Origin of the sequence: Pseudomonas sp. PLMAX, from assembly GCF_046042685.1 — a bacterium.
Lineage (GTDB): Bacteria > Pseudomonadota > Gammaproteobacteria > Pseudomonadales > Pseudomonadaceae > Aquipseudomonas > Aquipseudomonas putida_AE.
This window is the reverse complement of sequence record NZ_CP064949.1, coordinates 4,839,557-4,861,813: the sequence shown is the minus strand read 5'-3', so window position 1 is coordinate 4,861,813 and position 22,257 is coordinate 4,839,557. Positions and strand designations below refer to the sequence as shown.

19 protein-coding genes are annotated in these 22,257 nt (G+C 62.2%); 7 read left to right on the top strand and 12 right to left on the bottom strand.

Annotation, left to right across the window (positions count from 1 at the left end):
* Window positions 1-99 precede the first annotated feature (99 nt).
* On the top strand, window positions 100-1,506 hold the full coding sequence (locus DKB71_RS22060; RefSeq protein WP_408597424.1) for a purine-cytosine permease family protein: 1,407 nt from the start codon (window positions 100-102) through the stop codon (window positions 1,504-1,506).
* A gap of 142 nt (window positions 1,507-1,648) precedes the next feature.
* Window positions 1,649-2,752: a sterol desaturase family protein gene (locus DKB71_RS22055; protein WP_408597422.1), complete on the top strand. Its 1,104-nt coding sequence runs from the start codon at window positions 1,649-1,651 to the stop codon at window positions 2,750-2,752.
* Here the strand turns inward: DKB71_RS22055 and DKB71_RS22050 are convergent.
* The 8 genes from DKB71_RS22050 to DKB71_RS22015 form a co-directional block, all read right to left on the bottom strand.
* Window positions 2,655-3,377, bottom strand: a complete 723-nt coding sequence (locus DKB71_RS22050; RefSeq protein WP_408597420.1) for a L,D-transpeptidase — start codon at window positions 3,375-3,377, stop codon at window positions 2,655-2,657. The two genes, DKB71_RS22055 and DKB71_RS22050, sit on opposite strands and share 98 nt — an antisense overlap.
* Complete coding sequence (locus tag DKB71_RS22045) at window positions 3,374-4,135, bottom strand: M15 family metallopeptidase (RefSeq protein ID WP_408597418.1); 762 nt, start codon at window positions 4,133-4,135, stop codon at window positions 3,374-3,376. Before DKB71_RS22045 ends, DKB71_RS22050 begins: the two co-directional genes overlap by 4 nt.
* A gap of 38 nt (window positions 4,136-4,173) precedes the next feature.
* Window positions 4,174-5,130: a lipoyl synthase gene (gene lipA, locus DKB71_RS22040; RefSeq protein ID WP_408597416.1), complete on the bottom strand. Its 957-nt coding sequence runs from the start codon at window positions 5,128-5,130 to the stop codon at window positions 4,174-4,176.
* A 142-nt stretch (window positions 5,131-5,272) separates the two neighbouring features.
* On the bottom strand, window positions 5,273-6,529 hold the full coding sequence (glyA, locus tag DKB71_RS22035; protein WP_408597414.1) for a serine hydroxymethyltransferase: 1,257 nt from the start codon (window positions 6,527-6,529) through the stop codon (window positions 5,273-5,275).
* Window positions 6,530-6,664: 135 nt separating this feature from the next.
* Entirely contained in the window at window positions 6,665-9,520 is a 2,856-nt protein-coding gene (gene gcvP / locus DKB71_RS22030; RefSeq protein ID WP_408597412.1) for an aminomethyl-transferring glycine dehydrogenase, read from the bottom strand.
* A 9-nt stretch (window positions 9,521-9,529) separates the two neighbouring features.
* Window positions 9,530-9,913: a glycine cleavage system protein GcvH gene (gcvH, locus tag DKB71_RS22025; protein WP_274076577.1), complete on the bottom strand. Its 384-nt coding sequence runs from the start codon at window positions 9,911-9,913 to the stop codon at window positions 9,530-9,532.
* Between the two features lie 400 nt (window positions 9,914-10,313).
* Window positions 10,314-11,822, bottom strand: a complete 1,509-nt coding sequence (locus tag DKB71_RS22020) for a sigma-54-dependent transcriptional regulator (RefSeq protein WP_408597410.1) — start codon at window positions 11,820-11,822, stop codon at window positions 10,314-10,316.
* A 69-nt stretch (window positions 11,823-11,891) separates the two neighbouring features.
* Complete coding sequence (locus DKB71_RS22015; protein WP_274076579.1) at window positions 11,892-12,806, bottom strand: LysR family transcriptional regulator; 915 nt, start codon at window positions 12,804-12,806, stop codon at window positions 11,892-11,894.
* A 151-nt stretch (window positions 12,807-12,957) separates the two neighbouring features.
* On the opposite strand from DKB71_RS22015, the gene speB reads away from it, so the two are divergent.
* The 5 genes from speB (at window position 12,958) to DKB71_RS21990 (ending at window position 19,674) form a co-directional block, all read left to right on the top strand.
* Window positions 12,958-13,959 (top strand): agmatinase, encoded by a 1,002-nt coding sequence (gene speB, locus DKB71_RS22010; protein ID WP_408597407.1) that lies wholly within the window; start codon window positions 12,958-12,960, stop codon window positions 13,957-13,959.
* A 65-nt stretch (window positions 13,960-14,024) separates the two neighbouring features.
* The gene (locus DKB71_RS22005; RefSeq protein ID WP_408597405.1) at window positions 14,025-15,536 is read left to right on the top strand and encodes an aldehyde dehydrogenase family protein; all 1,512 of its coding nucleotides are present in this window, start codon (window positions 14,025-14,027) and stop codon (window positions 15,534-15,536) included.
* A gap of 216 nt (window positions 15,537-15,752) precedes the next feature.
* Window positions 15,753-17,327 carry a cytosine permease gene (locus tag DKB71_RS22000; RefSeq protein WP_323609256.1) on the top strand — a complete coding sequence of 525 codons (1,575 nt, stop codon included), beginning with the start codon at window positions 15,753-15,755 and terminating at the stop codon, window positions 17,325-17,327.
* 17 nt (window positions 17,328-17,344) lie between these two features.
* Window positions 17,345-19,033, top strand: coding sequence for a choline dehydrogenase (betA, locus tag DKB71_RS21995; protein WP_408601147.1), 1,689 nt, complete (start codon window positions 17,345-17,347; stop codon window positions 19,031-19,033).
* Window positions 19,034-19,218: 185 nt separating this feature from the next.
* Complete coding sequence (locus DKB71_RS21990; RefSeq protein ID WP_323609257.1) at window positions 19,219-19,674, top strand: GNAT family N-acetyltransferase; 456 nt, start codon at window positions 19,219-19,221, stop codon at window positions 19,672-19,674.
* A gap of 15 nt (window positions 19,675-19,689) precedes the next feature.
* Here the strand turns inward: DKB71_RS21990 and DKB71_RS21985 are convergent, their stop codons facing one another.
* From DKB71_RS21985 to DKB71_RS21970, 4 genes are all read right to left on the bottom strand, one after another.
* Window positions 19,690-19,881, bottom strand: coding sequence for a hypothetical protein (locus DKB71_RS21985; RefSeq protein WP_408597402.1), 192 nt, complete (start codon window positions 19,879-19,881; stop codon window positions 19,690-19,692).
* Window positions 19,878-20,663 (bottom strand): DUF2092 domain-containing protein, encoded by a 786-nt coding sequence (locus DKB71_RS21980; RefSeq protein ID WP_408597400.1) that lies wholly within the window; start codon window positions 20,661-20,663, stop codon window positions 19,878-19,880. Before DKB71_RS21980 ends, DKB71_RS21985 begins: the two co-directional genes overlap by 4 nt.
* A 187-nt stretch (window positions 20,664-20,850) precedes the next feature.
* Window positions 20,851-21,168, bottom strand: a complete 318-nt coding sequence (locus tag DKB71_RS21975; RefSeq protein ID WP_274076586.1) for an NIPSNAP family protein — start codon at window positions 21,166-21,168, stop codon at window positions 20,851-20,853.
* Between the two features lie 136 nt (window positions 21,169-21,304).
* Window positions 21,305-22,210 carry a LysR family transcriptional regulator gene (locus DKB71_RS21970; protein WP_408597398.1) on the bottom strand — a complete coding sequence of 302 codons (906 nt, stop codon included), beginning with the start codon at window positions 22,208-22,210 and terminating at the stop codon, window positions 21,305-21,307.
* Window positions 22,211-22,257 lie beyond the last annotated feature (47 nt).

Genomic DNA, 22,257 nt, shown 5'->3' with positions numbered 1-22,257 from the left:
TTTTTAAAAATCAAAGTCAAAAGATCGCAGCCTGCGGCAGCTCCTACAGGGGCGGTGTGCGGCGTGCACGATTGTGCTTTTAACAAGAGAACAACAATAATGACCGATAGTCAGCAACGAAGTCCCCTGATCGAGACCCGCTCGATCGATTACATCCCCGAGGCCGAGCGCCACGGCAGTCTCTATAGCCAGTTCACCCTGTGGCTCGGCGCCAACCTGCAGATCACCGCGATCGTCACCGGGGCGTTGGCCGTGGTGTTGGGCGGTGATGTGTTCTGGTCACTCATCGGCCTGCTGATCGGCCAAATACTGGGCGGCGCCGTGGTGGCGCTACACGCCGCCCAAGGGCCGAAGCTCGGGTTGCCGCAGATGATTTCCAGCCGCGTGCAGTTCGGGGTGTACGGCGCGGCGATCCCGATTGTGCTGGTGTGCCTGATGTACCTCGGCTTCAGCGCCACCGGTGCGGTGTTGTCCGGGCAGGCGATTGCCCAGTTGATCAGCGTCAGCGACAGTGCCGGCATCCTGATTTTCGCCGCCTGCATCGCACTGCTGACGATGTTCGGTTACCGGGTGATCCACCTGGTCGGGCGGGTGGCCAGCGTGTTGGGCGTGATCGCGTTCGTCTATCTGTTCAGCCGCTTGATCAGCCTCAACGACATCGGCCTGTTGCTGGAAAACCGCCACTTCAGCTGGAGCACCTTCCTGCTCGCGGTGTCGCTGTCGGCTTCCTGGCAGATCGCCTTTGGCCCGTACGTGGCGGACTATTCGCGCTACCTGCCGAGCAACACCTCATCCTGGAAAACCTTCGCCGCCGTCGGCCTCGGCACCGTGCTGGGCGCCCAGGCGTCGATGGTGTTGGGCGTATTCGCCGCGGCGTTGGCGGGGGCGAACTTTCGCGGACATGAAGTGGCGACCATCGTCGGCCTGGGCAGTACCGGGGTGATGGCTTCCTTGCTGTACCTGAGCGTGGTTTTCGGCAAGGTCACGGTGTCGACCCTCAATGCCTATGGCAGCTTCATGTGCGTGGCCACCATCATCAGCGGCTTTCGCCGTCGCCTGGAAATCAGCGCCGGCCAGCGCATGCTGTTCGTGCTGGTTATCGTCGCGGCGTCCACCACCCTCGCACTGCTGGGCCAGTACTCGTTCCTCAATTCGTTCAAGTACTTCATCCTGTTCCTGCTGACGTTCTTCACCCCCTGGAGTGCGATCAACCTGGTGGATTACTACTTCATCAACAAGGAGCGTTATGACATCCCGGCATTGTCCGACCCGGCAGGGCGCTATGGTCGCTGGAACATGCTGGGCATCAGCGTGTACGTGATCGGCGTGTTGATCCAGCTGCCTTTCGTCGACACCCATTTCTATTCCGGACCGATGGTCGCGCAACTTGGCGGCGTGGATATTTCCTGGATCGTCGGCCTGGTGGTGCCAGGAATCCTGTATTTCCTGATGGCCAAGACCTCGACAGGGGTTGTGCCAGTTGCCGAAATTCAAAGACCTGAATAAGATACATCCGCAATAACATTCTGTAGGAGCCGGCTTGCCGGCGAAGGCGTTCTCAAGGTCGTCATCGCCGGCAAGCCGTGCTCCAGCGATAAGCGTTTTTCGAACCTACCCAACGCTCTACTTGCGCAGGGGGCAGCCTTTCATGGATGTTCTCGCACCGATCGACCAGTACCTGCACCGGTGGCTGATCGCGCCTGTCAGCGACCAGTTCCTGGGGCTCTTCGACCTCAATGGTCGTCTCTGTGTGGCCTTCCTTTTCACCTCTTACGCCGTGGCCTACGGCCTGTTTCGCTGGCGCAGATCCCGCGGGCTGACCGACGCTCCCACCTTCTGGCAGTTCATCGGCGGCAACCGCGTGCATTTTCATCCTTCGGCGCTGCTCGATTACCGTTACTACTTCGTGCGCGCCATCCTCAAAGTCCTGCTGGTGGTGCCCATCGTCGGCCTGGTCGATCCGTACGTATTGCGCTCCGGGGACTACATGCGCTTTTTCACCCGGCTGTGGGGCGCACGGGTGCAGGTCGAGGAGCACCTGGCCCTGTCCTTGCTCTATGGCCTGGGCGTGTTCCTGCTGCAGGACTTCATCCATTACTGGGCCCACCGCGCTTACCACTCGCGCTACCTGTGGGCGTTTCACAAAGTTCATCATTCGGCGACCGTGCTGGTACCGGTGACGGCGAGCCGGGTGCATTTCCTCGAGAAGGTGGTCGAGCGCTTGATCGATATCGTGTTCGTCAGCGCCTTTGCCGGCATCTTCTGGTACGCCTGCGGCGGGGAGATCAGCCGTTACACGCTGTTCGGCGTGACCTACATGGTGTTCATCCTCAACGCCCTGGCAGCCAATCTGCGCCACAGCCATGTCTGGCTGTCATTCGGGCCGCGGGTCGAGCACGTGCTGAACAGCCCGGCCCAGCACCAGATTCACCACAGCGACGCACCGCGACATTTCAACAAGAACTTCGGGGTCAACCTGTCACTCTGGGACTGGATGTTCGGCACGCTGTACGTCACCCAGGCGCAACCGGAGCCCATCCGCTTCGGCACCGGCGAGGCGGATCATGGCCGTTACTTGAGCCTGTACAGCCTGATCGTCACGCCCTTTGTCGACACGCTGGGCAAGATCCGCCTGGCCAGGCGCCCGCTGGGGGTCAGCGCGGTGGCAGGTGCCAGCGATCCCGCAACTGCTCGTATTGCGCCTCGGGCAATTGCACCAGCAGCGGAGCCTGGCGCGGGTCGAGCCAACTGAGCAGGCGTGCGATATCCGTCGGGTCCATCGCGGTGCAACCCCGGGTCGGTGCCGTGGGGCCACGCCAGATGTGGAAGAAGATGCACGAGCCGGCCGCCGGGGATGCCGGTGTGTTGTGCTCGATGAAGATGCCCTGGCGATACAAGTCATCCTTGCGGCGCATGCGTTCGGCGCTGTTCCAGTCTTTTGTAATCGTGGCGCCGTCGACCAGTTCGTTGTAACGGGCGGACCGACTATCATCCACGCATTCGATGGTCGAGGTCAGTGCGAGGTAGGGCAGGCGAGTCTCAACGGAAGCGTCGTAGCCAAAAGCGCTGCCCAGTTTGAACAACCCCGCTGGCGCCTTGCCGTCGCCTTCCTGTTTCACCGGCCCCTGAAGTGGCCGGGTGTCGAGCAGTCCCTTGCCCCAGCCCATGCCGTGTTTGCCGAGAACCACCGCAAACGGCGCTTCGACCTTTTCGAAGGTGCTGCCGCGGCGTTCATACCGTTGGGCGATGCCCTGGATGGCATTCCAGTTGTTGCTGGTGACCACGATCAACTGACCACTGCCATCGAGCCCTTGCGCCATCGCAGCACAGGGCAGCAGCAGGAGCAGCCACGCGCAGATTTTGCCAAGCCTGTTCATGGCGCGAGCGGGGTAATGGGGAAGTCCATGACGGTCTTCAACGACGCATCACGGGTATAGGTGAAGTGCCACCACTCGGCGGAGTAACCGGTGAATCCCTCCTGTTCCATGGCGCGGGTCAGTCGCTGGCGATTTTCCATGGCCGCCTCCGTGATCGACGTCGAATCGGTATGGGCGCGCTCATCGAAGCAGTCGAAACCGGTGCCCATGTCGACTGCGCCGTCGTGCCAACGCTGACCATAAGGTGCCGTGCAATCGACTGGCGTGACTGACGGCGTCCAGGTGTCGGCGGGCAGGGCGCCCGGCCCCGTCATGCTGAGGTCGACGGTGCCACCTTTGGAGTGGTTGGACACCCGCGCCACATAACCCAGGCGCCAGAAGTCCTGCTTGTCCACCCGTGGATAGAATTCGGCCTTGCGCGGATCGCCCGGCTCCGTGGCGAAGCGCCCCATGTCGGCGACCGCGCGGCTGGGGCGATAACAATCGAACACCTTCAAGCCATAGCCTTGCGCCTGCAGCGCCGTTTGCACCCGGCCGAGGGCCTTGGCGGCCTCCTGGGACAACAGGCACTCGGGCGCTTCATAGCCGTCGAGCGGGTGACCGGTGAAATTGTGGGCGCTGGCATAACGGATGTCCTGCTCGATGCCCGGAGCGATGGTGCGCAAATACACCATGTACTCGGGCTTCGGCTCGGCACCGGCGAGGCTCGGTAGGGCAAGACTTAAAAACAAAAGCGATGATCGAGCGGCAAAGGGCATCGGGCCGGGCCTCCTGAAATCCATTACAAGTCACCTCATCATGGCTTGAAAGCCGCCACACCTCCATGAAGTTGTTGATCGGCATGATAGGACGAACGCACCAATGGCCCGGACGCGACGTTCCTGAAGCCCATCCGCGCGCCTTCCTCGGCGAACCAGGCAAACACGTCCGGGTGCACGAAACGCTGCACCGGCAAGTGGCTGCGCGACGGTTGCAGGTACTGGCCGAGGGTGAGCATGTCGACATGGTGCTCGCGCAGGCGCCGCATGACTTCGATCACTTCCTCGTCGGTTTCCCCAAGACCCAGCATCAGCCCGGATTTGGTGGGGACGTGCGGCACCCGCTGCTTGAAGTTTTGCAGCAGGTCCAGCGACCACTCGAAATCCGAGCCCGGCCGAGCGGCCTTGTACAGGCGCGGCACGGTTTCCAGGTTGTGGTTGAACACATCGGGCGGCTCAAGCGCCGTAATCGCCAGGGCCACGTCCATCCGTCCGCGATAGTCCGGCACCAGGGTTTCCAGCTGGATGCCCGGGGATAGCTTGCGGATCTCGCGCAGGCAGTCGACGAAGTGCTGGGCGCCACCGTCGCGCAAATCGTCGCGGTCCACCGAGGTGATCACCACGTATTTGAGGCGCAGTTCGGCGATGGCCACGGCGAGGTTGCCCGGTTCATCGACGTCCAGCGGTTTCGGACGCCCGTGGCCGACATCACAGAACGGGCAGCGCCGGGTGCAGATGTCGCCCATGATCATGAAGGTCGCGGTGCCCCCGGAAAAACACTCGCCCAGGTTCGGGCACGAGGCTTCCTCGCAGACACTGTGCAGCTTGTGTTTGCGCAGCAGTTGCTTGATCCGGTCGACCTCGGGGGAGGTCGGCATGCGCACGCGGATCCAGTCCGGTTTGCGCGGGAATTCATCGGTTGGAATGATCTTGACCGGAATCCGCGCGACCTTTTCCGCGCCGCGCAGTTTGGTGCCCACTTGCACTTTGTTCATAGGTTTCCCATGGTCTGTCAGACAAGAACCGGACCTGTAGGAGCTGGCTTGCCAGCGAAAGCGGTCGAACGATCAACATCTATGTTGAATTTGCCGACGTCTTCGCTGGCAAGCCAGCTCCTACAGGTTTTGCGGTGTGTGCTTAGTCGCGGTAGACCGGGAAATCGCTGCACATCGCAGCGGCCTGACGGGCGACCTGAGCCTCGACATCGGCATCGCCGAGGTGATCGAGGATGTCGCAGATCCAGCCGGCCAGCTCGATGCTCTGGGCTTCCTTGAACCCGCGGCTGGTGATCGCCGGCGTACCGATGCGCAGGCCCGAGGTCACGAACGGCGACTGCGGATCGTTGGGCACGGCGTTCTTGTTCACGGTGATGCCGGCACGGCCGAGGGCAGCGTCGGCGTCCTTGCCGGTCAGGCCCTGGCGGATCAGGCTGACCAGGAACAGGTGGTTGTCGGTGCCGCCGGACACCACGTCATAACCGCGCTCGATAAACACCTGCGCCATGGCCTGGGCGTTGCGGATCACTTGCGCCTGATAGGTCTTGAACGCCGGCTCCAGCGCTTCCTTGAAGCACACGGCCTTGGCGGCGATCACGTGCATCAGCGGGCCGCCCTGGCCACCGGGGAACACGGCGGCGTTGAGTTTTTTCTCAAGCTCGGGATTGGCCTTGGCCAGGATCAGGCCACCGCGCGGGCCGCGCAGGGTCTTGTGGGTCGTGGTGGTGACCACGTCGGCGTAGGGCAGAGGATTCGGGTACAGACCGGTGGCCACCAGCCCGGCGACGTGGGCCATGTCGACGAACAGATAAGCGCCAACTTTGTCGGCGATCTCGCGAAAGCGCGGGAAGTCGAGGGTCTTGGAGTAAGCGGAGAACCCGGCGATGATCATTTTCGGTTGATGCTCGACGGCCAGGCGTTCGACTTCGTCGTAGTCGATCAACCCGGTCGCGGTATCGATGCCGTATTGCACGGCGTTGTAGAGCTTGCCGGAAAAACTCACCTTGGCACCGTGGGTCAGGTGACCGCCGTGGGCCAGGCTCATGCCCAGCACAGTGTCGCCGGCCTGCAGCAACGCCAGGTAAACCGCGGCGTTGGCCTGGCTGCCTGAGTGCGGCTGGACGTTGGCATAGTCGGCGCCGAACAGCCGTTTGGCGCGGTCGATGGCCAGTTGTTCGACCACGTCGACGTGTTCGCAGCCGCCGTAGTAGCGCTTGCCCGGATAGCCTTCGGCGTACTTGTTGGTCAGGCCGCTGCCTTGTGCCTCCATGACCCGTTGGCTGGTGTAGTTCTCCGAGGCGATCAGCTCGATGTGGTGTTCCTGCCGCGCGTCCTCGGCGTTCATCGCTGCGAGCAGTTGGTCGTCGTAGCCTTTGATCTGGTCGTGCTTGCTGAACATGGTGAAGGTCCTCTGTTGTTCTCGAAAGGGGGGGGGCGCACACACCTTGTAGGAGCTGGCTTGCCAGCGAAGGGGCCATCAAGGCCGCCTAAAGCTTCGCTGGCAAGCCAGCTCCTACAGGGGTTACGCGCAGGGTTATGCGTCTTGGTAGTCGGCGATGGATGGGCACGCGCAGATCAGGTTGCGGTCGCCGAAGACGTTGTCGACTCGGCCTACGGGCGGCCAGTATTTGCTGTCGATCAAGGTGTCCAGCGGATAAACAGCCTGCTCGCGGCTGTACGGATGCGACCACTCGCCGACCAATTCCGCTGCGGTGTGCGGGGCGTTCTTCAGCGGGTTGTCGTCCTTGTCCAGCGTGCCGTTTTCCACTGCGCGGATTTCTTCGCGGATGCGGATCATGGCGTCGCAGAAGCGGTCCAGTTCTTCCCTGGATTCGCTTTCGGTCGGCTCGATCATCAAGGTGCCGGCCACCGGAAAGGACATGGTCGGGGCGTGGAAGCCAAAATCGATCAGGCGCTTGGCGACGTCATCGACGCTGATGCCGCTGCTGTCTTTGAGCGGGCGCAGGTCGAGGATGCATTCATGCGCGACCAGGCCGTTGCTGCCGGTGTAGAGCACTGGGTAGTACTCTTCCAGGCGACGGGAAATGTAGTTGGCATTGAGGATCGCCAGCTGCGAAGCACGTTTCAAGCCAGCGCCGCCCATCATGCGGATGTACATCCAGGTGATCGGCAGAATGCTCGCGCTGCCGAATGGTGCAGCGCAGACCGCGCCTTCCTTGCGGGCCATTTGCGCATGGCCTGGCAGGAACGGTGTCAGGTGCGACTTGACGCCGATCGGGCCGACGCCCGGGCCGCCACCGCCGTGAGGAATGCAGAAGGTCTTGTGCAGGTTCAGGTGCGACACGTCGCCGCCGAACTTGCCCGGGGCGCACAGGCCGACCATGGCGTTCATGTTGGCGCCGTCGATGTACACCTGGCCACCGTGGTCGTGGATGATGCCGCAGATTTCGCGGATGCCTTCCTCGAACACGCCGTGGGTCGACGGGTAGGTGATCATCAGCGCAGCGAGGTGTTCGCGGTGCTCGATGGCCTTGGCGCGCAGGTCTTCGATGTCGACGTTGCCGCGGGCGTCGCAGGCGGTGACCACGACACGCATGCCAGCCATCTGCGCAGTGGCCGGGTTGGTGCCGTGGGCCGAGGACGGGATCAGGCAGATGTCGCGGCGGTCTTCGCCACGGCTCTGGTGGTAGGCGCGGATGGCCAGCAGGCCGGCGTATTCACCCTGGGAACCGGCGTTCGGTTGCAGCGAGATCGAGTCGTAGCCGGTGGCGGCGCAGAGCATCGCTTCCAGTTCATCGGTCAGTTGCTGGTAGCCGGCGCTCTGTTCGGCCGGGGCGAACGGGTGCAGGGCGCCGAATTCGGCCCAGGTCACCGGGATCATTTCGCTGGCGGCGTTGAGTTTCATGGTGCACGAACCCAGCGGGATCATGGTGCGGTCCAGCGCCAGGTCCTTGTCGGCCAGCTTGCGCAGGTAGCGCATCAGCTCGGTTTCCGAGTGGTAGCGGTTGAACACCGGGTGGCTGAGGATCGGCGATTGGCGCACCAGGGTGGCCGGGATGGTGCTGGAGACGGAAGCGGCGAGGGCGGCGAAGTCCGGCAGGGTTTTGCCGTCGGCGAACAGCGCCCACAGCGTTTCCACGTCGGCCTGGGTGCTGGTTTCGTCCAGGGACAGGCCCAGACGCTCGCCATCGACCACGCGCAGGTTGATCTGTTGGGCGTGGGCCTGCTCGTGCAGCTTGGCGGTGTTGGCGCCAGTGGCAATCGTCAGGGTGTCGAAGAAGTTTTCTTGCTCGACGTTCAGACCGATCGCTTTCAGGCCTTGGGCCAGAATCGCAGTCAGGTGATGCACACGCTGGGCAATCTGCGTCAGGCCTTTCGGACCGTGATACACGGCGTACATGCTGGCGATGTTGGCCAACAGTACTTGCGCGGTGCAGATGTTCGACGTGGCCTTCTCGCGGCGGATGTGCTGCTCGCGGGTCTGCATCGCCAGGCGCAGGGCCGGCTTGCCGAAACGGTCGACCGACACGCCGACCAGACGCCCCGGCATGTCGCGCTTGAACGCGTCCTTGGTGGAGAAGTAGGCCGCGTGCGGGCCACCGAAGCCCAGCGGCACGCCGAAGCGTTGCGCGCTGCCGATGGCCACGTCGGCGCCGAATTCGCCTGGCGGGGTCAGCAGGGTCAGGGCCAGCAGGTCGGCGGCCACGGCCACCAGGGCGTTGGCGGCGTGCAGGCGCTCGGTCAGTTCGCGGTAGTCGAACACGTCACCGTTGCTCGCCGGGTATTGCAGCAGGGCGCCGAAGAACGGCGTCACGTCGCTCAGTTCACGCTCGTCACCGACCACCACCTCGATGCCCAGCGGCTCGGCACGGGTGCGCAGCACGTCGAGGGTCTGCGGGTGGCAATGCACGGAGGCGAAGAATTGGTGGCTGCCCTTGTTCTTGCTCAGGCGCTTGCAGAAGGTCATGGCTTCGGCGGCGGCGGTGGCTTCATCCAGCAGGGAGGCGTTGGCGATCGGCAGGCCGGTGAGGTCGCTGATCAGGGTCTGGAAGTTCAGCAGGGCTTCGAGGCGGCCCTGGGAAATTTCCGGCTGGTATGGGGTGTAGGCGGTGTACCAGGCCGGGTTTTCCAAGAGGTTGCGCAGGATCGGCGACGGCGTGTGGGTGCCGTAGTAGCCCTGGCCGATGAAGGTCTTGAACAGCTGGTTCTTGCCGGCGATGCCTTTGATCATCGCCAGGGCGTCGGCTTCGCTCAGGCCGTCTTCCAGGCCGAGCACGCTGGTGCCCTTGATGCTGTCGGGGATGACGCTGGCGCTCAGGGCTTCGAGGGAGTCAAAACCGAGGGTGTTGAGCATGGCCTGCTCGTCACCGGCGCGGGGGCCGATGTGGCGGGCGATGAATTCGTCATGGGTGTCGAGGCGGATGGTCATGGGGTGTCCTCACGCGTCGGTCTGGTCTTGGATCAGGCGCTCGTAGGCAGCCTGGTCCAGCAGTTGACCGACCGCCGCAGCGTCAGCGGGTTTGAAGCGGAAGAACCAGCCTTCGCCCAGCGGGTCTTCGTTGACCAGCTCCGGGGTGCTGTCCAATTCCGAATTCACTTCCAGCACCTCGCCGTCCAGCGGCATGCCGATGCTGCTGGCGGCTTTCACCGATTCCAGCACCGACACTTCGGCACCGGCATCAAAGCTGCCCAGCTCGGGCACCTGAACGAACACCACATCCCCCAAGGCCTGCTGGGCAAACGCCGTGATGCCAACGGTGACAGTGCCGTCAGTTTCGGTGCGCAGCCATTCGTGATCGACGGTAAAACGCAATTCGCTCATATCAACTCCTCATTGTTCAGACTCATCCGCTGCAGGTGGCGGAGGGCGATGGGCAGGCTCGCGTTGAGCTTGGCTGGAGGAGAGATAGCAAGGGCGGTGCCAAGGTTGGTTTGTTGTTTTAAATCAATGGCTTAGTGTTTTATAAGGCTGTTTCGGGGGCGGCTGGCGTATTGAAATCAATACAGGCAGGAGAGGGGAAGGGGCCAAAGCCCGGGCCAGACAGGTTGAGAGGGTATTGTCTTGATTTCGATACGCTGTATCGATTCGAAGACTATATCGAATGCCACTCAATCCCTGTGGGAGCGGGCTTGCTCGCGAAGGCGTCGGGTCAGCAACTCTGTAGGTGCCTGACACACCGCCTTCGCGAGCAAGCCCGCTCCCACATTTGATCGAGGCTGTCTTACGATTTGTTGGGTATGCCGTATTTGCGCAGCCGGATGGCGATCGCGCTATGGGAGGTTTGCAGGCGCGCCGCGAGCAAGCGGCTGGACGGATAGCTGCGATACAGTTTTTCCAGCAGATTCTTTTCAAACCCTTCGACGGCATCCTCGAGGCTGCCCACCTCGCCATCGTTCTGCCGCTCCACCGCCGTCCTGGCAATATCGAGATCATCAATATCCACCAACGGATTCTCACAAATCGCCGCAGCGCGAAAGATCACGTTTTGCAGTTGCCGTACGTTCCCCGGCCAGCGGTTGCCGAGCAGGGCGGGAAAGGTGCTGGGCGCCAGGCGGCAGACCGGGCGCTGGATCTGTGCGCAGGCTTGTTGCATGAAGTGCTGGGCCATCAACAGGATGTCGTGGCCCCGTTCGCGCAGCGGCGGTACTTGCAGGTTGAGCACGTTGAGGCGGTAGAACAGGTCTTCGCGAAAGTGCCCCTCGCTGACCATCTTTTCCAGGTCGCGGTGGGTCGCGCTGAGGATCCGCACGTTGACCTTGACCTCACGATCGCCACCGACCCGACGGAAGCAGCCATCGCTCAAGAAGCGCAGCAACTTGGCTTGCAGATACGGCGACATCTCGCCGACTTCGTCGAGAAATACCGTGCCCTGGTCGGCCAGTTCCAGCAGCCCGAGCTTGCCGCCCCGTTGCGCCCCGGTGAACGCGCCGGGGGCGTAGCCGAACAGCTCGCTTTCGGCCAGGCTTTCGGGCAGCGCCGCGCAGTTCAGGGCCAGGAAGGGCGCGTCCCGCCGACCGCTGATGGCGTGACAGGCGCGGGCCACCAGTTCCTTGCCGGTGCCGGTTTCGCCCTGGATCAACAGCGGTGCATCGAGGGCCGCCACCCGTTGCGCGCGGGCCTTGAGCGAGCGGATCGGCGGCGATTCACCGAGCAGCGCATCGAAACCTTCGGCGTGATCATGGTGCAGCGCCGACAGGCGCTCGCCGATGCGGTTGGGTTGGTACAGGGTGAGCAGGGCGCCGGCGTCGGTGATCGGCATGGCATCGAGTAGCAGGGTGTGGCCGCCGAGGCTGACCTCGTGCATGGGCAGGCGGAAGTGGTGGGTGATCAAGGTGCGTTGCAGATCGGCGTCGTCGAACAGTGCGCTCAGGGATTCACCGGCCGGTTCGCGACCGCACAGGGCGATCAATGCCGGATTGGCCAGCAGCACATGCCCGCGATCGTCCACCGCCAGCACCGGGTCGGAACTGGCGGCGAGCAGGGCATCCAGTTGCAGGCGCCGACGTTGCCCCGGAAGGATGTCGACCATGGTCACCGCCTGCACGCCGCGCACGCCGAACAGCGCCTCGCGCAACTCTTCCAGCACTTCGGCGCCGAGGGTCGGGGCGTCGATGTATACGTTCGGCGGCACCATCTCCACGGCGTCCAGATTGAAGCTGCGCCCGCCGAGCAGGGCCAGCACTTCCTGGGTGATGCCGACGCGGTCGATGAAGGTGACGTGGATGCGCATGACGGACCTGCAAAATTGGCAAACGAAAATCAGTATGCCGGGGGCTCTTGGAATTTGGCGAGCGTGATGTCACGGGTTGCCGGTTTTACGCGCACTGGCCGCCAGGTCCTCGAGGAACGCCTGCAGGATCGGCGGCGGTGCCACGCCGCGCCGGGTGATCACGTCGAACGGTGATCGCAAGCGCAAACTCCCCGGGGCCAATTGGTGCATCTCGCCACTCTTGACCCATTGCGCGGCGAAGTGCTCCGGCAGGAAACCCAGGTAGGCGCCGGAAATGATCAGGATCGCAGTGGCTTCGATGTTGTCCACGGTGGCGGCCGCCTTGCTCACGCCCAGGTGTTCGAGGTCGTATTGCTGCATGTAGCCGCGCACGACGATCCGCCCGGCCGCGACTTCTTCGAGCAGTTCCTCACCCTCAGCCTGGCTGCCATACAGCGGATGCCGGCGCCCGCAATACAAGCCCAGCGCTTCCTGGTACAGCGGCGATTGCAGCAGGCCCGGCACATGGATCGGAAAGTGCCCGATGGCCAGGTGCAGGCGACCGTCGAGCACCCGTTCTTCCAGCTCGGCGGGGGTGCCGACGTACACGTTCAGGTGCACGTCATGCCCGCGCGACACGAACCGCTGGGTGGTGCGCGGAATGGGCGAGTCCGGGTCGGTGATGGTGGTGTCGATGATCCCCAGGTTGAGCTTGCCGCTGATGTGCTGCTTGAGCACGTCGGCGTCCATGCAGAAATTTTCCACCGCCGACAGCAGGCGCTGGGTCGCCTCATGGATCGCCACCCCTTGCTCGGTCAGGCGGAACCCGCTGCGCCCGCGCTGGCACAGCTTGACCCCAAGGCGGGTTTCCAGATGGGTCATCTGTTCGCTGATCGTCGACTGCCCGGCATTCAACGCCGCCTGGGCGGCGGAGAAACCGCCGCAGCGGACGATCGTGGCAAACACCCTGAGCAACTTCAGATCGACATCGTGCAGTTGAATCACGTTGACCTCCGGCCTGTGGATGCATCGGTAATGCCGATATGAGTATCTGATGTTTAGCATTTTTTCCACGAAAACCTGCGCCCATAGTCACTCCAACGGCGGTCGCCTTGCAGTTCCGCCAAGCCGATAACAAGAAGTGGAGAGGCTAGAAATGTCGAACAACGGTTATGAATCCGGTCGTCTGAACCTGCCATTCGTGGGTCATTGCACCTTTGGCAAATCCCCGGTGTGCACCGATTGGGATGCCCTGGATGCCGACGTCGCGGTGCTTGGCGTGCCCAACGACATGGGCACCCAGTGGCGCTCCGGCGCACGCTTCGGACCACGCGGGATCCGTGAAGCATCGACGCTGTTTTCCTTCGGCCACGCCGGCGCCTACGATCACGAAGATGACGTGATGTACCTCACCGCCTCGGACGTGCGCATGGTCGACGTCGGTGATGCCGACATCGTCCACACCGACATGGCCACCAGTAACAAGAACACCGAATACGCCGTGCGCAAGATCCTCGATGCCGGTGTGATGCCGGTGGTGCTCGGCGGCGATCACTCGGTACACGCGCCAGTGATCAAGGCCTTCGAAGGCCGTGGCCCGATCCACATCATCCACTTCGATGCGCACCTGGACTTCGTCGACGAGCGCCACGGCGTGCGTTACGGCCACGGCAACCCGCTGCGCCGCGCCTCGGAAATGAACCACATCGTCGGCATGACCCAGATGGGCATCCGCAACGTCTCGTCGTCCAACCGCGACGACTACGAAGCGGCCCACGAAGCCGGCTCGAAGATCCTCTCGGTGCGCGATGTGCGTCGCCTCGGCGTCGACGGTGTACTGGCGCTGATCCCGGAGAACATCAACTACTACATCACCATCGACATCGACGGCTTCGACCCGTCCATCGCCCCGGGCACCGGCACTCCGAGCCACGGCGGCTTCCTCTACTACGAAGTGCTGGAAATCATCCAGGCCCTGGCCAAGCGCAGCAAGGGCAACATCGTCGGCATGGACCTGGTGGAGGTTGCACCGGTGTACGACCCGACCGGCATGACCTCGATCCTCGCCGCGCAACTGCTGCTCAACAGCATCGGTTTCATCTTTCACGAGCGTGGCTTGGTACGTGCGGCCGCCGAGAGTGAAGCGACACTGGCTTAAGAGCAGGCCTGAACATCGAAACCCATACCCCGGCAGTGCCTGACTGCCGGGCAGAGAGAATAAAAATGGACACGATCGTCAAGAGTTACCTGCAAAAATTCGGCGTGAGCGAAGCCACCCAGACCTTCCTCAGCAAAGTGCAGAAGATGTTCATCGGCGGCGCCTGGGTCGAAGCCAGCGACGGCCAGACTTCCGATGTGATCGAGCCCTCCACCGAAGGCCTGATCACCCGCATTCCCATGGGCACCACCGCTGACCTGGACCGCGCGGTGTTAGCCGCCCGTGCGCAGTTCGACGGTGGCGAATGGAGCCAGGCCAAACCGGCGCAACGGGAACGCCTGATCCAGCGCCTGGCGGACTTGATCGAACAGAACGCCGCCGAACTCGCGCAAATCGAATCGATCGACATGGGCAAGTCGGTCGCCTTCGCCAGGGACGTCGACATCCAGGGCACCGTCGATACCCTGCGCTATTTCGCCGGTTGGGCCACCAAGCTCCACGGCCGCACCGTCGAGCCTTCGCTGCCGGGCAATTACCTGGCCTATACCCGCAAGGAAGCGGTGGGCGTGGTCGGTGCCATCGTGCCGTGGAACTTCCCGCTGCAAACCATGGCCTGGAAACTCGGCGCGGCGCTGGCCACCGGTTGCACCGTGGTGGTCAAGCCCGCCGAGTTGACCTCGCTGTCGGCCCTGCGTTTCGCGGAACTGGTGCAGGAAGCGGGCATTCCGGACGGCGTGATCAACATCGTCACCGGACGCGGCAGCGTGGTCGGTGCGGCCATGACCACCCATCCCGGCATCGACAAATTGACCTTCACCGGTTCGACCCCGGTCGGCCTTACCGTTGGCCGCGCGGCGCTGGACGACATGAAGCGCCTGACCCTGGAACTGGGCGGAAAGTCACCGGTCATCGTGTTTGCCGATGCCGACATTCCGGCGGCGGCACAAGCGGTCGCCAACGGGGTGTTTTTCAACTCCGGGCAGGTATGCGACGCCGGCACGCGGGCCTATATTCATAGCAGCGTCTACGAACAATTCCTGGGTGAGCTGATCGCCTATACGCGCACCCTGAAAATGGCCCCGGGCCTGGACCCGGACTGCTTCATCGGCCCACTGGTCTCGGCCCTGCAAAAGCAGCGCGTGACCGAGTACATCGAGACCGGCAAGGCCGAAGGCGCCGAACTGGTCTACGGCGGCCAACCGGTGGATGGCCCTGGCTTCTTCGTCGAGCCGACCATCTTCGCCAATTGCCGCAACGACATGCGCATCGTCCAGGAAGAGATCTTCGGTCCGGTGCTGGTCACCGCACCCTTCGACGATGAGGAAGAGGCGCTGGCCCTGGCCAATGACTCGGTCTACGGCCTGGCGGCGGCACTGTATTCCAACGACCTGGGCAAGGTGCACAGCCTGATTCCACGCCTCAAGGCCGGCTCGGTCTACGTCAACGCCCACGGCACCCTGGACCCGTCGATGCCGTTCGGTGGCTACAAGCAGTCCGGCTTCGGCAAGGACCTGGGCGCGGAGCAGCTCGACTACCTGCTCGAAACCAAGGCGGTGTGGATCACGCTGCCAGCCTGACGCCTGCCCTTTGTAGGAGCGAGCTTGCTCGCGAAGAGGCCGGCACATTCGACAAATATGTTGCCTGACCCACCGCTTTCGCGAGCAAGCTCGCTCCTACAGGTTTTTCGTCATTTACACGTTTGAACATCAGGAACGGCATGGAGGCCCCCCGGGCGTCGTTCACCCGAAGAATGCGGTTATCTCGTCATGATCTTCCAACAATAAGAGTCCATCATGAACACAAACGCCAAGTCCGCCACGAGTGTGTCCTCCCTCGATGACAAGTCCGTCGTCGAGGGGCATTCGATTGACTTCATCCCCGAGGACGAACGCACCGACAAACTGTCGAGCCAGGGCCCGTTCTGGTTTCTCGGCAACTTCACCTTCTTCACCATGACCATCGGCTTCGTCGGCCCGAGCGTCGGCCTGACCGCGCTGTGGACCACGCTCGCCGGCACCCTGGGCATCATGTTCGGCACGCTGTTCATGGCGTTTCACGGATCCCAAGGCCCGCACCTGGGCTTGCCGCAGATGATCCAGTCCCGTGCGCAGTTCGGTTACCGCGGCGTGATCCTCGTGCTGCTGGCGACGCTGTTCGTGTTCGCCGGGTTCAACATCGTCAACCTGGTCCTGATGATGCAGGGCCTGCACACGCTGTTCGGTTTCAACCCCGCAGTGATCGCGGTGGCGGTGACCATTCCGGCGGCGGTGTTGGCCATCCTCGGCCATGACTGGATGCACCGCAGCTTCAAATGGGCGTTGTACCTGTCGCTGCCGCTGTACGGCCTGGTGACCCTGGCGGTGGTGATGGGCTGGGTGCCGGATGCGGTCTTGCCGGCACTGGCCGAAGGCGAAGTGGCCCCGGCGCCGCTGGGCTTCAACTGGACCGGTTTCATCGCCCAGTTCGCGGCGGCGGCGAGCTACAACATCGCCTATGCCCCGTACGTATCGGACTACTCGCGCTACCTGCCGAAGAACACCTCCAGCGGCAAGTTGATCGCCGTGGTGTTCCTCGGTGCTTCGCTGTCCGGTGCGTGGATGATTTCCGTCGGTGGCTGGCTGGCCGATCACCTGCACTCAACCGACGTGCTGGTGGCCCTGGGTCAAGTCGGCAACACCGTGTCGCCGCTGATCGGCACCGCGGTCGTGGTGGTGACCATCCTGGCGTTCCTGCCGGTGATCGCGATGAACATCTACAGCGCCAAGCTGACCACCCTGACCTGTGTCGATTCGATCAAGCACATCGAACCAACCCGCAAGGCGCGGATCCTCGCCATCGCCTTCGTGATCCTGTTGCAACTGGGCGTGGCCCTGAGCATCCAGAGTTCCGGCAAAGGCCTGTCGGTGCTCGGCATCTACCTGGTGGTGATGCTGTACTTCCTGGTGCCCTGGACCTCGGTCAACCTCACCGACTACTTCTTCGTGCGCAAGGGCCGCTACGCCATCCCGCACTTCTTCATGCCCCACGGCAACATCTACGGCAGCTGGGGCCTGCGCGGTATCGCCGCCTATGCCATCGGCTTCCTCTCGATGATTCCGTTCTTCTACATCTACGACGGCGTCGAGCAGCGCGAAGTCTATGTCGGCCCGCTGGCCAAGGCGCTGGGCAGCATCGACATCGCCTGGCTGGTGGGGCTGATCGTCTCGGGCCTGGCGTACTACTGGCTGAGCCGCTCGATCGACCTCAAGCGCGAAGAAGCGGTGATCCAGCAGATCGAGAAGACCTCCCCGCAATACACCACCGGCGACACGCTGACCCACAAACAGTCACCACAACCGGTATTCACTGAATCGACGGTCGGGAGATAGCTATGACCACGCAAAGAATGTCTACACAAAAATACGACTACATCATCATTGGCGCAGGCTCGGCAGGTTGTGTGTTGGCCAACCGCCTGAGCGAAGACCCGGCCACCTCGGTGCTGGTCCTGGAGTTCGGCGGCAGTGACAAGAGCGTAGTGATCCAGATGCCCAGCGCATTTTCGATCCCGATGAACACCAAAAAGTACAACTGGCGCTACGAAACCGAGCCGGAAACCTACCTCAACGGCCGGCGCATCCACTGCCCACGGGGCAAGGTGCTGGGTGGTTCCTCGTCGATCAACGGCCTGGTGTACATCCGCGGCCACGCCCTGGATTTCGACGAATGGGAATCCCTTGGCGCCCAGGGCTGGGGCTACAAGCATTGCCTGCCGTACTTCAAGCGTGCCGAAAGCTACGAGTCCGGTGGCGACAGCTATCGCGGGCAGACCGGGCCGCTGCACACCACCAACGGCAACAACATGAAGAACCCGTTGTACGGAGCCTGGGTCGAAGCCGGTGCCGAGGCGGGCTACATCAAGACCGAAGACTGCAACGGCTACATGCAGGAAGGTTTCGGCGCGATGCACATGACCGTGAAGAACGGTGTGCGCTGTTCCACCGCCAATGCCTACCTGCGTCCGGCCATGGGCCGTCCGAACCTGACGGTGATCACCCATGCGATGACCCGCCAGGTCATTCTCGAAGGCAAGCGTGCGGTGGGGGTCATGTATGACCACGGTGGCCAGACCCACCAGGTGTATTGCAACCGCGAAGTGCTGATCGCGTCCGGGCCGATCGGTTCGCCGCACCTGCTGCAACGCTCGGGCATTGGCCCGGCCGCAGTCCTGCGCAAGGCCGGGATCGGCGTGCGCCATGACCTGCCGGGGGTAGGGGAGAACCTGCAGGATCACGCCGAGGTGTACATCCAGTTCGGCTGCAAGGAACCGGTGACCCTCAACAGCAAGATGGACCCGCTGAGCAAACTGATGATCGGCCTGCGCTGGCTGCTGTTCAAGGACGGCCTGGGGGCCACCAACCACTTCGAGGCCGGTGGCTTCATCCGCTCCGAGAAGGGCCTGCGCTGGCCGGACATCCAGTTCCACTTCCTGCCGGCAGCGATGCGCTACGACGGCAACAAGCCGATCAAGGGCCACGGTTTCATGGTGCTCACCGGTCCCAACAAACCGAAAAGCCGGGGTTATGTGCGGGTGCGTTCGGCCGATCCGTATGAGCATCCGGAAATCCGCTTCAACTACCTGGAGCGCGAAGAGGACCGCGAAGGCTTCCGCCGCTGCATCCGCCTGACCCGCGAGATCATCGGCCAGAAAGCCATGGACCGTTTCCGCGACGGCGAAATCGCCCCCGGCGCGCTGGTGACCAGTGACGAAGACCTCGATGCCTTTGTCCGTGACAACCTCGAAAGCACTTACCATCCGTGTGGCTCGTGCCGCATGGGCGAGGACGACATGGCGGTGGTGGATTCAGAACTACGGGTGCACGGCATCCAGGGGTTGCGGGTGATCGACTCCTCGGTGTTCCCGACCGAGCCGAACGGCAACCTCAATGCGCCGACCATCATGCTTGCCGAGCGGGCTTCGGATCTGGTGCGTGGGGTGCAGATGTTGCCGGCGGCGGATGTGCCGGTGGGGCTGGTGGAGAACTGGGAAAACAGCCAGCGCACGACATTGCCGGGGCGTAACGTGCGGGTCTAACTGCTTTCCGCGATCCATTGTGGGAGCGGGCTTGCTCGCGAAGGCGGTGTGTCAATCAATACATGTGTCGACTGACACTCTGCTTTCGCGAGCAAGCCCGCTCCCACAAGGTTGCGATGTATTCAGGAAGATTTCTATTGTGGTTGCTAGGCTGTAGATCCTCGAGACCGCAATGGAGCACCCTCATGCCTATCCTGGCCCTGCGCGCTGACGCCTCCCACATCGAAAAAATCGCCCCCTTGTTCGACGCCTATCGCGGCTTCTACGGCCAGCCGTCGAACCTGCCACAGTCGCGCAACTTCATCGCCGAACGCATCGCCCGCGATGAGTCGGTGATCTTTCTCGCCGAGGATACCGACGGCGAAACCCTGGGTTTCGTGCAGATGTTCCCGACCTTTTCCTCCATCGACGCACACCGCACCTGGCTGCTCGGCGACCTGTTCACCACGCCCGCCGCCCGGGGCAAAGGGGTTGGCACGCTGCTGATGAACACCGCCCGCGACTTTGCCCGGTTGATGGGCGCCAAGGGCATGACCCTGGAAACCGCCACCGACAACTTCAGTGCCCAGCGTCTGTATGAGTCCCTGGGTTACGTGCGCGATCCGGGCTACTACACCTACTGCCTGGACTTGCAGCGTTGATCGTTTTGCAGGCGGTTAATCGCGCCGCGCCGATCGCCTCGCGACGCCGGCAACACTGACCGGCGTCAGTGGACGCCCGACCACCGCTTCGGCTTGAGGGATAACACTGTGCACGCCGGGAATCGACAAGGTTTCTCCAAGCTCCAGCGCGCACACCGCTACCAATCCCACCAGCAGGAAGCCGCAGGATTTGATCAAGAGGTTCATTTGGTTTTTCCTCGCACAAAGTTGCTGGGCAGGTCCTCGGCGTTGGGCAGGTCTTTCAGTTCGATTTTCTGGGCATTGGTCGAATTGTTGAAAGCGAAATCATCAGCCGGTGCGGCATCGCCACTTTTAAAGTCGCTGAGCTGAATGCTGTACTGCGGACTGCCGGCAATGGTTTTTGAAGTGATGGAATAACGGCAAGGGTAGGGATTGTCGCCCTGGGCGATCCAGATCTGCCAATCAACTTCTTTCTTCCTGAAAGCCAGGTGATCGCATTCGGTACCGCCGATAACGCCACTGCCCAGATCCTTGATGTCGGTCACGCCGGCCATTAATTGATCCTGGGGATTGGACATGAACAGGTCTGCGCCGGGAAGCGGCCGGTTGTATTTATCCCGTAGCGTATCGAGCAAATGATCCAGCGTGCCCGGGACTTCGACCTGGGTGTAGATATTCTTGCCTTTTCCCAACAGGGTCAGGGTCTTGCCATCAAACACCATCTCCAGGTCGGCAAAACCACTGGCGCGGGTACTGCGCAACTTGTCAGGCCGGGTGAGAGCGACTGTGCCGGAACCTGCCAGTGCCAGTCGTTGCTTATCTTTGGTGACCACTTCAAGGATGGTGTCATAGTTGAACGATATATTTTTTTGCGCTGACATATAGTCGGACATCTTCTTGATCAACGTCTTGGCATAGGCCTCATCGGCCTGTGCTGTTGGTGTACTCAATCCGATGGTCAGGGCAAGAACTGTTCCAGTGATGCGGGTGACAGAGATGTTTTCCATGGGAGGTCACCGCGTTAAGAATGCCGGGTTGGCAATGCGGACTTATAAAGTTAGTCCTACCAATGGCAACTCGCCCTGTATTGGCTGACCATTCATCTGACGTTTTATTGCGCAGTGACAGCCCATGTTCGAGAAATAAAAAATGCCGCCCGACAGGCGACATTTTCGTTGACTACGATTGAGCGGTTTACTGTTTCGGCTCACCGAACACGGGCCGAAAGAAGGAGCGTTCATAACTGAGGATGCAGCGGGTTTCTTCTGCGTACTTGAAGGCGGCGATACATTCAGCGTCGTTCATCGACTCTTGGCGATAGGTTTCGTAGGCCGCCAGGCTCGGGAAGGTGAACATGGCCAGGGCGATATTGTTGGCGCCCTCGGACGGCAGGAAGTAGCCGTGATGCTGGCCACCGAATTTCTCCACCAGTGGAATCCACAGTTTGCCGTAGTGTTCGAATGCGTCGAGCTTGTACGGGTCCAGCACATATTTCAGGTAGCAGGTGACCATCGTTTTTTTTCTCACTGACTGGGTTATGAAGTGCTTGCCGCCGATGGTAGTCAACAGGCCTGGTGGACGCCATGGCGCAGAGCGATTTTGTGGGAGCTGGCCTGCCGGCGATGGCGGCCTGACAGACGACCTGATCTCAAGAGAACACATTCCCCCGTGCGGTACGGGCAAACTCGATGAAAGCCTTGAGCGCTGCGGGCACATGTCGTCGGCTTGGGTAGTACAGATGCAGGCCGGGGTAGTAGGGGCACCAGTCACCCAGCACCTGAACCAGGCTGCCGTCGGCGATCTGCGTCTTGACCATGTCCTCGAAGACGTAAGCCATGCCGACACCCTGCAACGCCGGGCCGACCATCAGGCTCACGTCGCCCAGGGTCAGCGGGCCATCCACCTCGATTTCCTGGGTGATCCCGCCACGTTCGAACTCCCAGCGATAGAAGGTGCCACTGGGGAAGCGATGGCGGATGCACGGCAGGCCATGCAGGTCTTCGGGTTTCTGTGGAACGGGATGCTTGCGGAAAAATTCCGCGGAGCCCACGACCACGGAGCGCAGGGTGCTGCCAATCGGCAGGGAGACCATGTCCGCCTCCAACCGAATACCGAAGCGCACTCCGGCGTCAAAGCCCTGAGCCACCACATCGACCAGCGCGTCGTCTGTCACGATCTCCAGTTTCACGTCCGGATAGGCTTCCAGGAACCGGCCGGCCATTGGCAGCAGCACCAATTCGGCGGCCTGGCGACCCGCGGTGATTCTCAGGTTGCCCGAGGGTTTTTCGCGAAAATGGTTCAGGTCTTCCAGGGCATCGTCGATATCGCGAAAGGCCGGTTTCAATCGTGCAAAGAGACGCTCGCCGGCCTCGGTCAGGCCGACGCTGCGGGTGGTGCGGTTGAATAGCCGCACGCCAAGCCGGTTCTCCAGGGTGCGCACCGCATGGCTCAGCGCAGAAGGGGTTAGCCCCATTTCCACCGCCGCACGGCTGAAGTTCAGGTGGTTGGCCACGCACAGGAAGGTCGAGAGATCTGCCGCCGAAGGGGACTTCATATGTGAATACCGTTCACAAAGTCATGCAAAATTACTGGGATTATCAC

Excerpts from the sequence above, each read along its gene's own strand:
- DKB71_RS21990 (WP_323609257.1), top strand. The coding sequence starts at position 19,219 with ATGCCTATCCTGGCCCTGCGCGCTGACGCCTCCCACATCGAAAAAATC.
- DKB71_RS22050 (WP_408597420.1), bottom strand. The coding sequence starts at position 3,377 with ATGAACAGGCTTGGCAAAATCTGCGCGTGGCTGCTCCTGCTGCTGCCC.
- DKB71_RS21980 (WP_408597400.1), bottom strand. The coding sequence starts at position 20,663 with ATGGAAAACATCTCTGTCACCCGCATCACTGGAACAGTTCTTGCCCTG.
- DKB71_RS21975 (WP_274076586.1), bottom strand. The coding sequence starts at position 21,168 with ATGGTCACCTGCTACCTGAAATATGTGCTGGACCCGTACAAGCTCGAC.
- DKB71_RS22060 (WP_408597424.1), top strand. The coding sequence starts at position 100 with ATGACCGATAGTCAGCAACGAAGTCCCCTGATCGAGACCCGCTCGATC.
- speB (WP_408597407.1), top strand. The coding sequence starts at position 12,958 with ATGTCGAACAACGGTTATGAATCCGGTCGTCTGAACCTGCCATTCGTG.
- DKB71_RS21970 (WP_408597398.1), bottom strand. The coding sequence starts at position 22,210 with ATGAAGTCCCCTTCGGCGGCAGATCTCTCGACCTTCCTGTGCGTGGCC.
- gcvH (WP_274076577.1), bottom strand. The coding sequence starts at position 9,913 with ATGAGCGAATTGCGTTTTACCGTCGATCACGAATGGCTGCGCACCGAA.
- DKB71_RS22005 (WP_408597405.1), top strand. The coding sequence starts at position 14,025 with ATGGACACGATCGTCAAGAGTTACCTGCAAAAATTCGGCGTGAGCGAA.
- betA (WP_408601147.1), top strand. The coding sequence starts at position 17,345 with ATGTCTACACAAAAATACGACTACATCATCATTGGCGCAGGCTCGGCA.
- lipA (WP_408597416.1), bottom strand. The coding sequence starts at position 5,130 with ATGAACAAAGTGCAAGTGGGCACCAAACTGCGCGGCGCGGAAAAGGTC.
- DKB71_RS21985 (WP_408597402.1), bottom strand. The coding sequence starts at position 19,881 with ATGAACCTCTTGATCAAATCCTGCGGCTTCCTGCTGGTGGGATTGGTA.
- DKB71_RS22055 (WP_408597422.1), top strand. The coding sequence starts at position 1,649 with ATGGATGTTCTCGCACCGATCGACCAGTACCTGCACCGGTGGCTGATC.
- DKB71_RS22000 (WP_323609256.1), top strand. The coding sequence starts at position 15,753 with ATGAACACAAACGCCAAGTCCGCCACGAGTGTGTCCTCCCTCGATGAC.
- glyA (WP_408597414.1), bottom strand. The coding sequence starts at position 6,529 with ATGTTCAGCAAGCACGACCAGATCAAAGGCTACGACGACCAACTGCTC.
- DKB71_RS22045 (WP_408597418.1), bottom strand. The coding sequence starts at position 4,135 with ATGCCCTTTGCCGCTCGATCATCGCTTTTGTTTTTAAGTCTTGCCCTA.
- DKB71_RS22020 (WP_408597410.1), bottom strand. The coding sequence starts at position 11,822 with ATGCGCATCCACGTCACCTTCATCGACCGCGTCGGCATCACCCAGGAA.
- gcvP (WP_408597412.1), bottom strand. The coding sequence starts at position 9,520 with ATGACCATCCGCCTCGACACCCATGACGAATTCATCGCCCGCCACATC.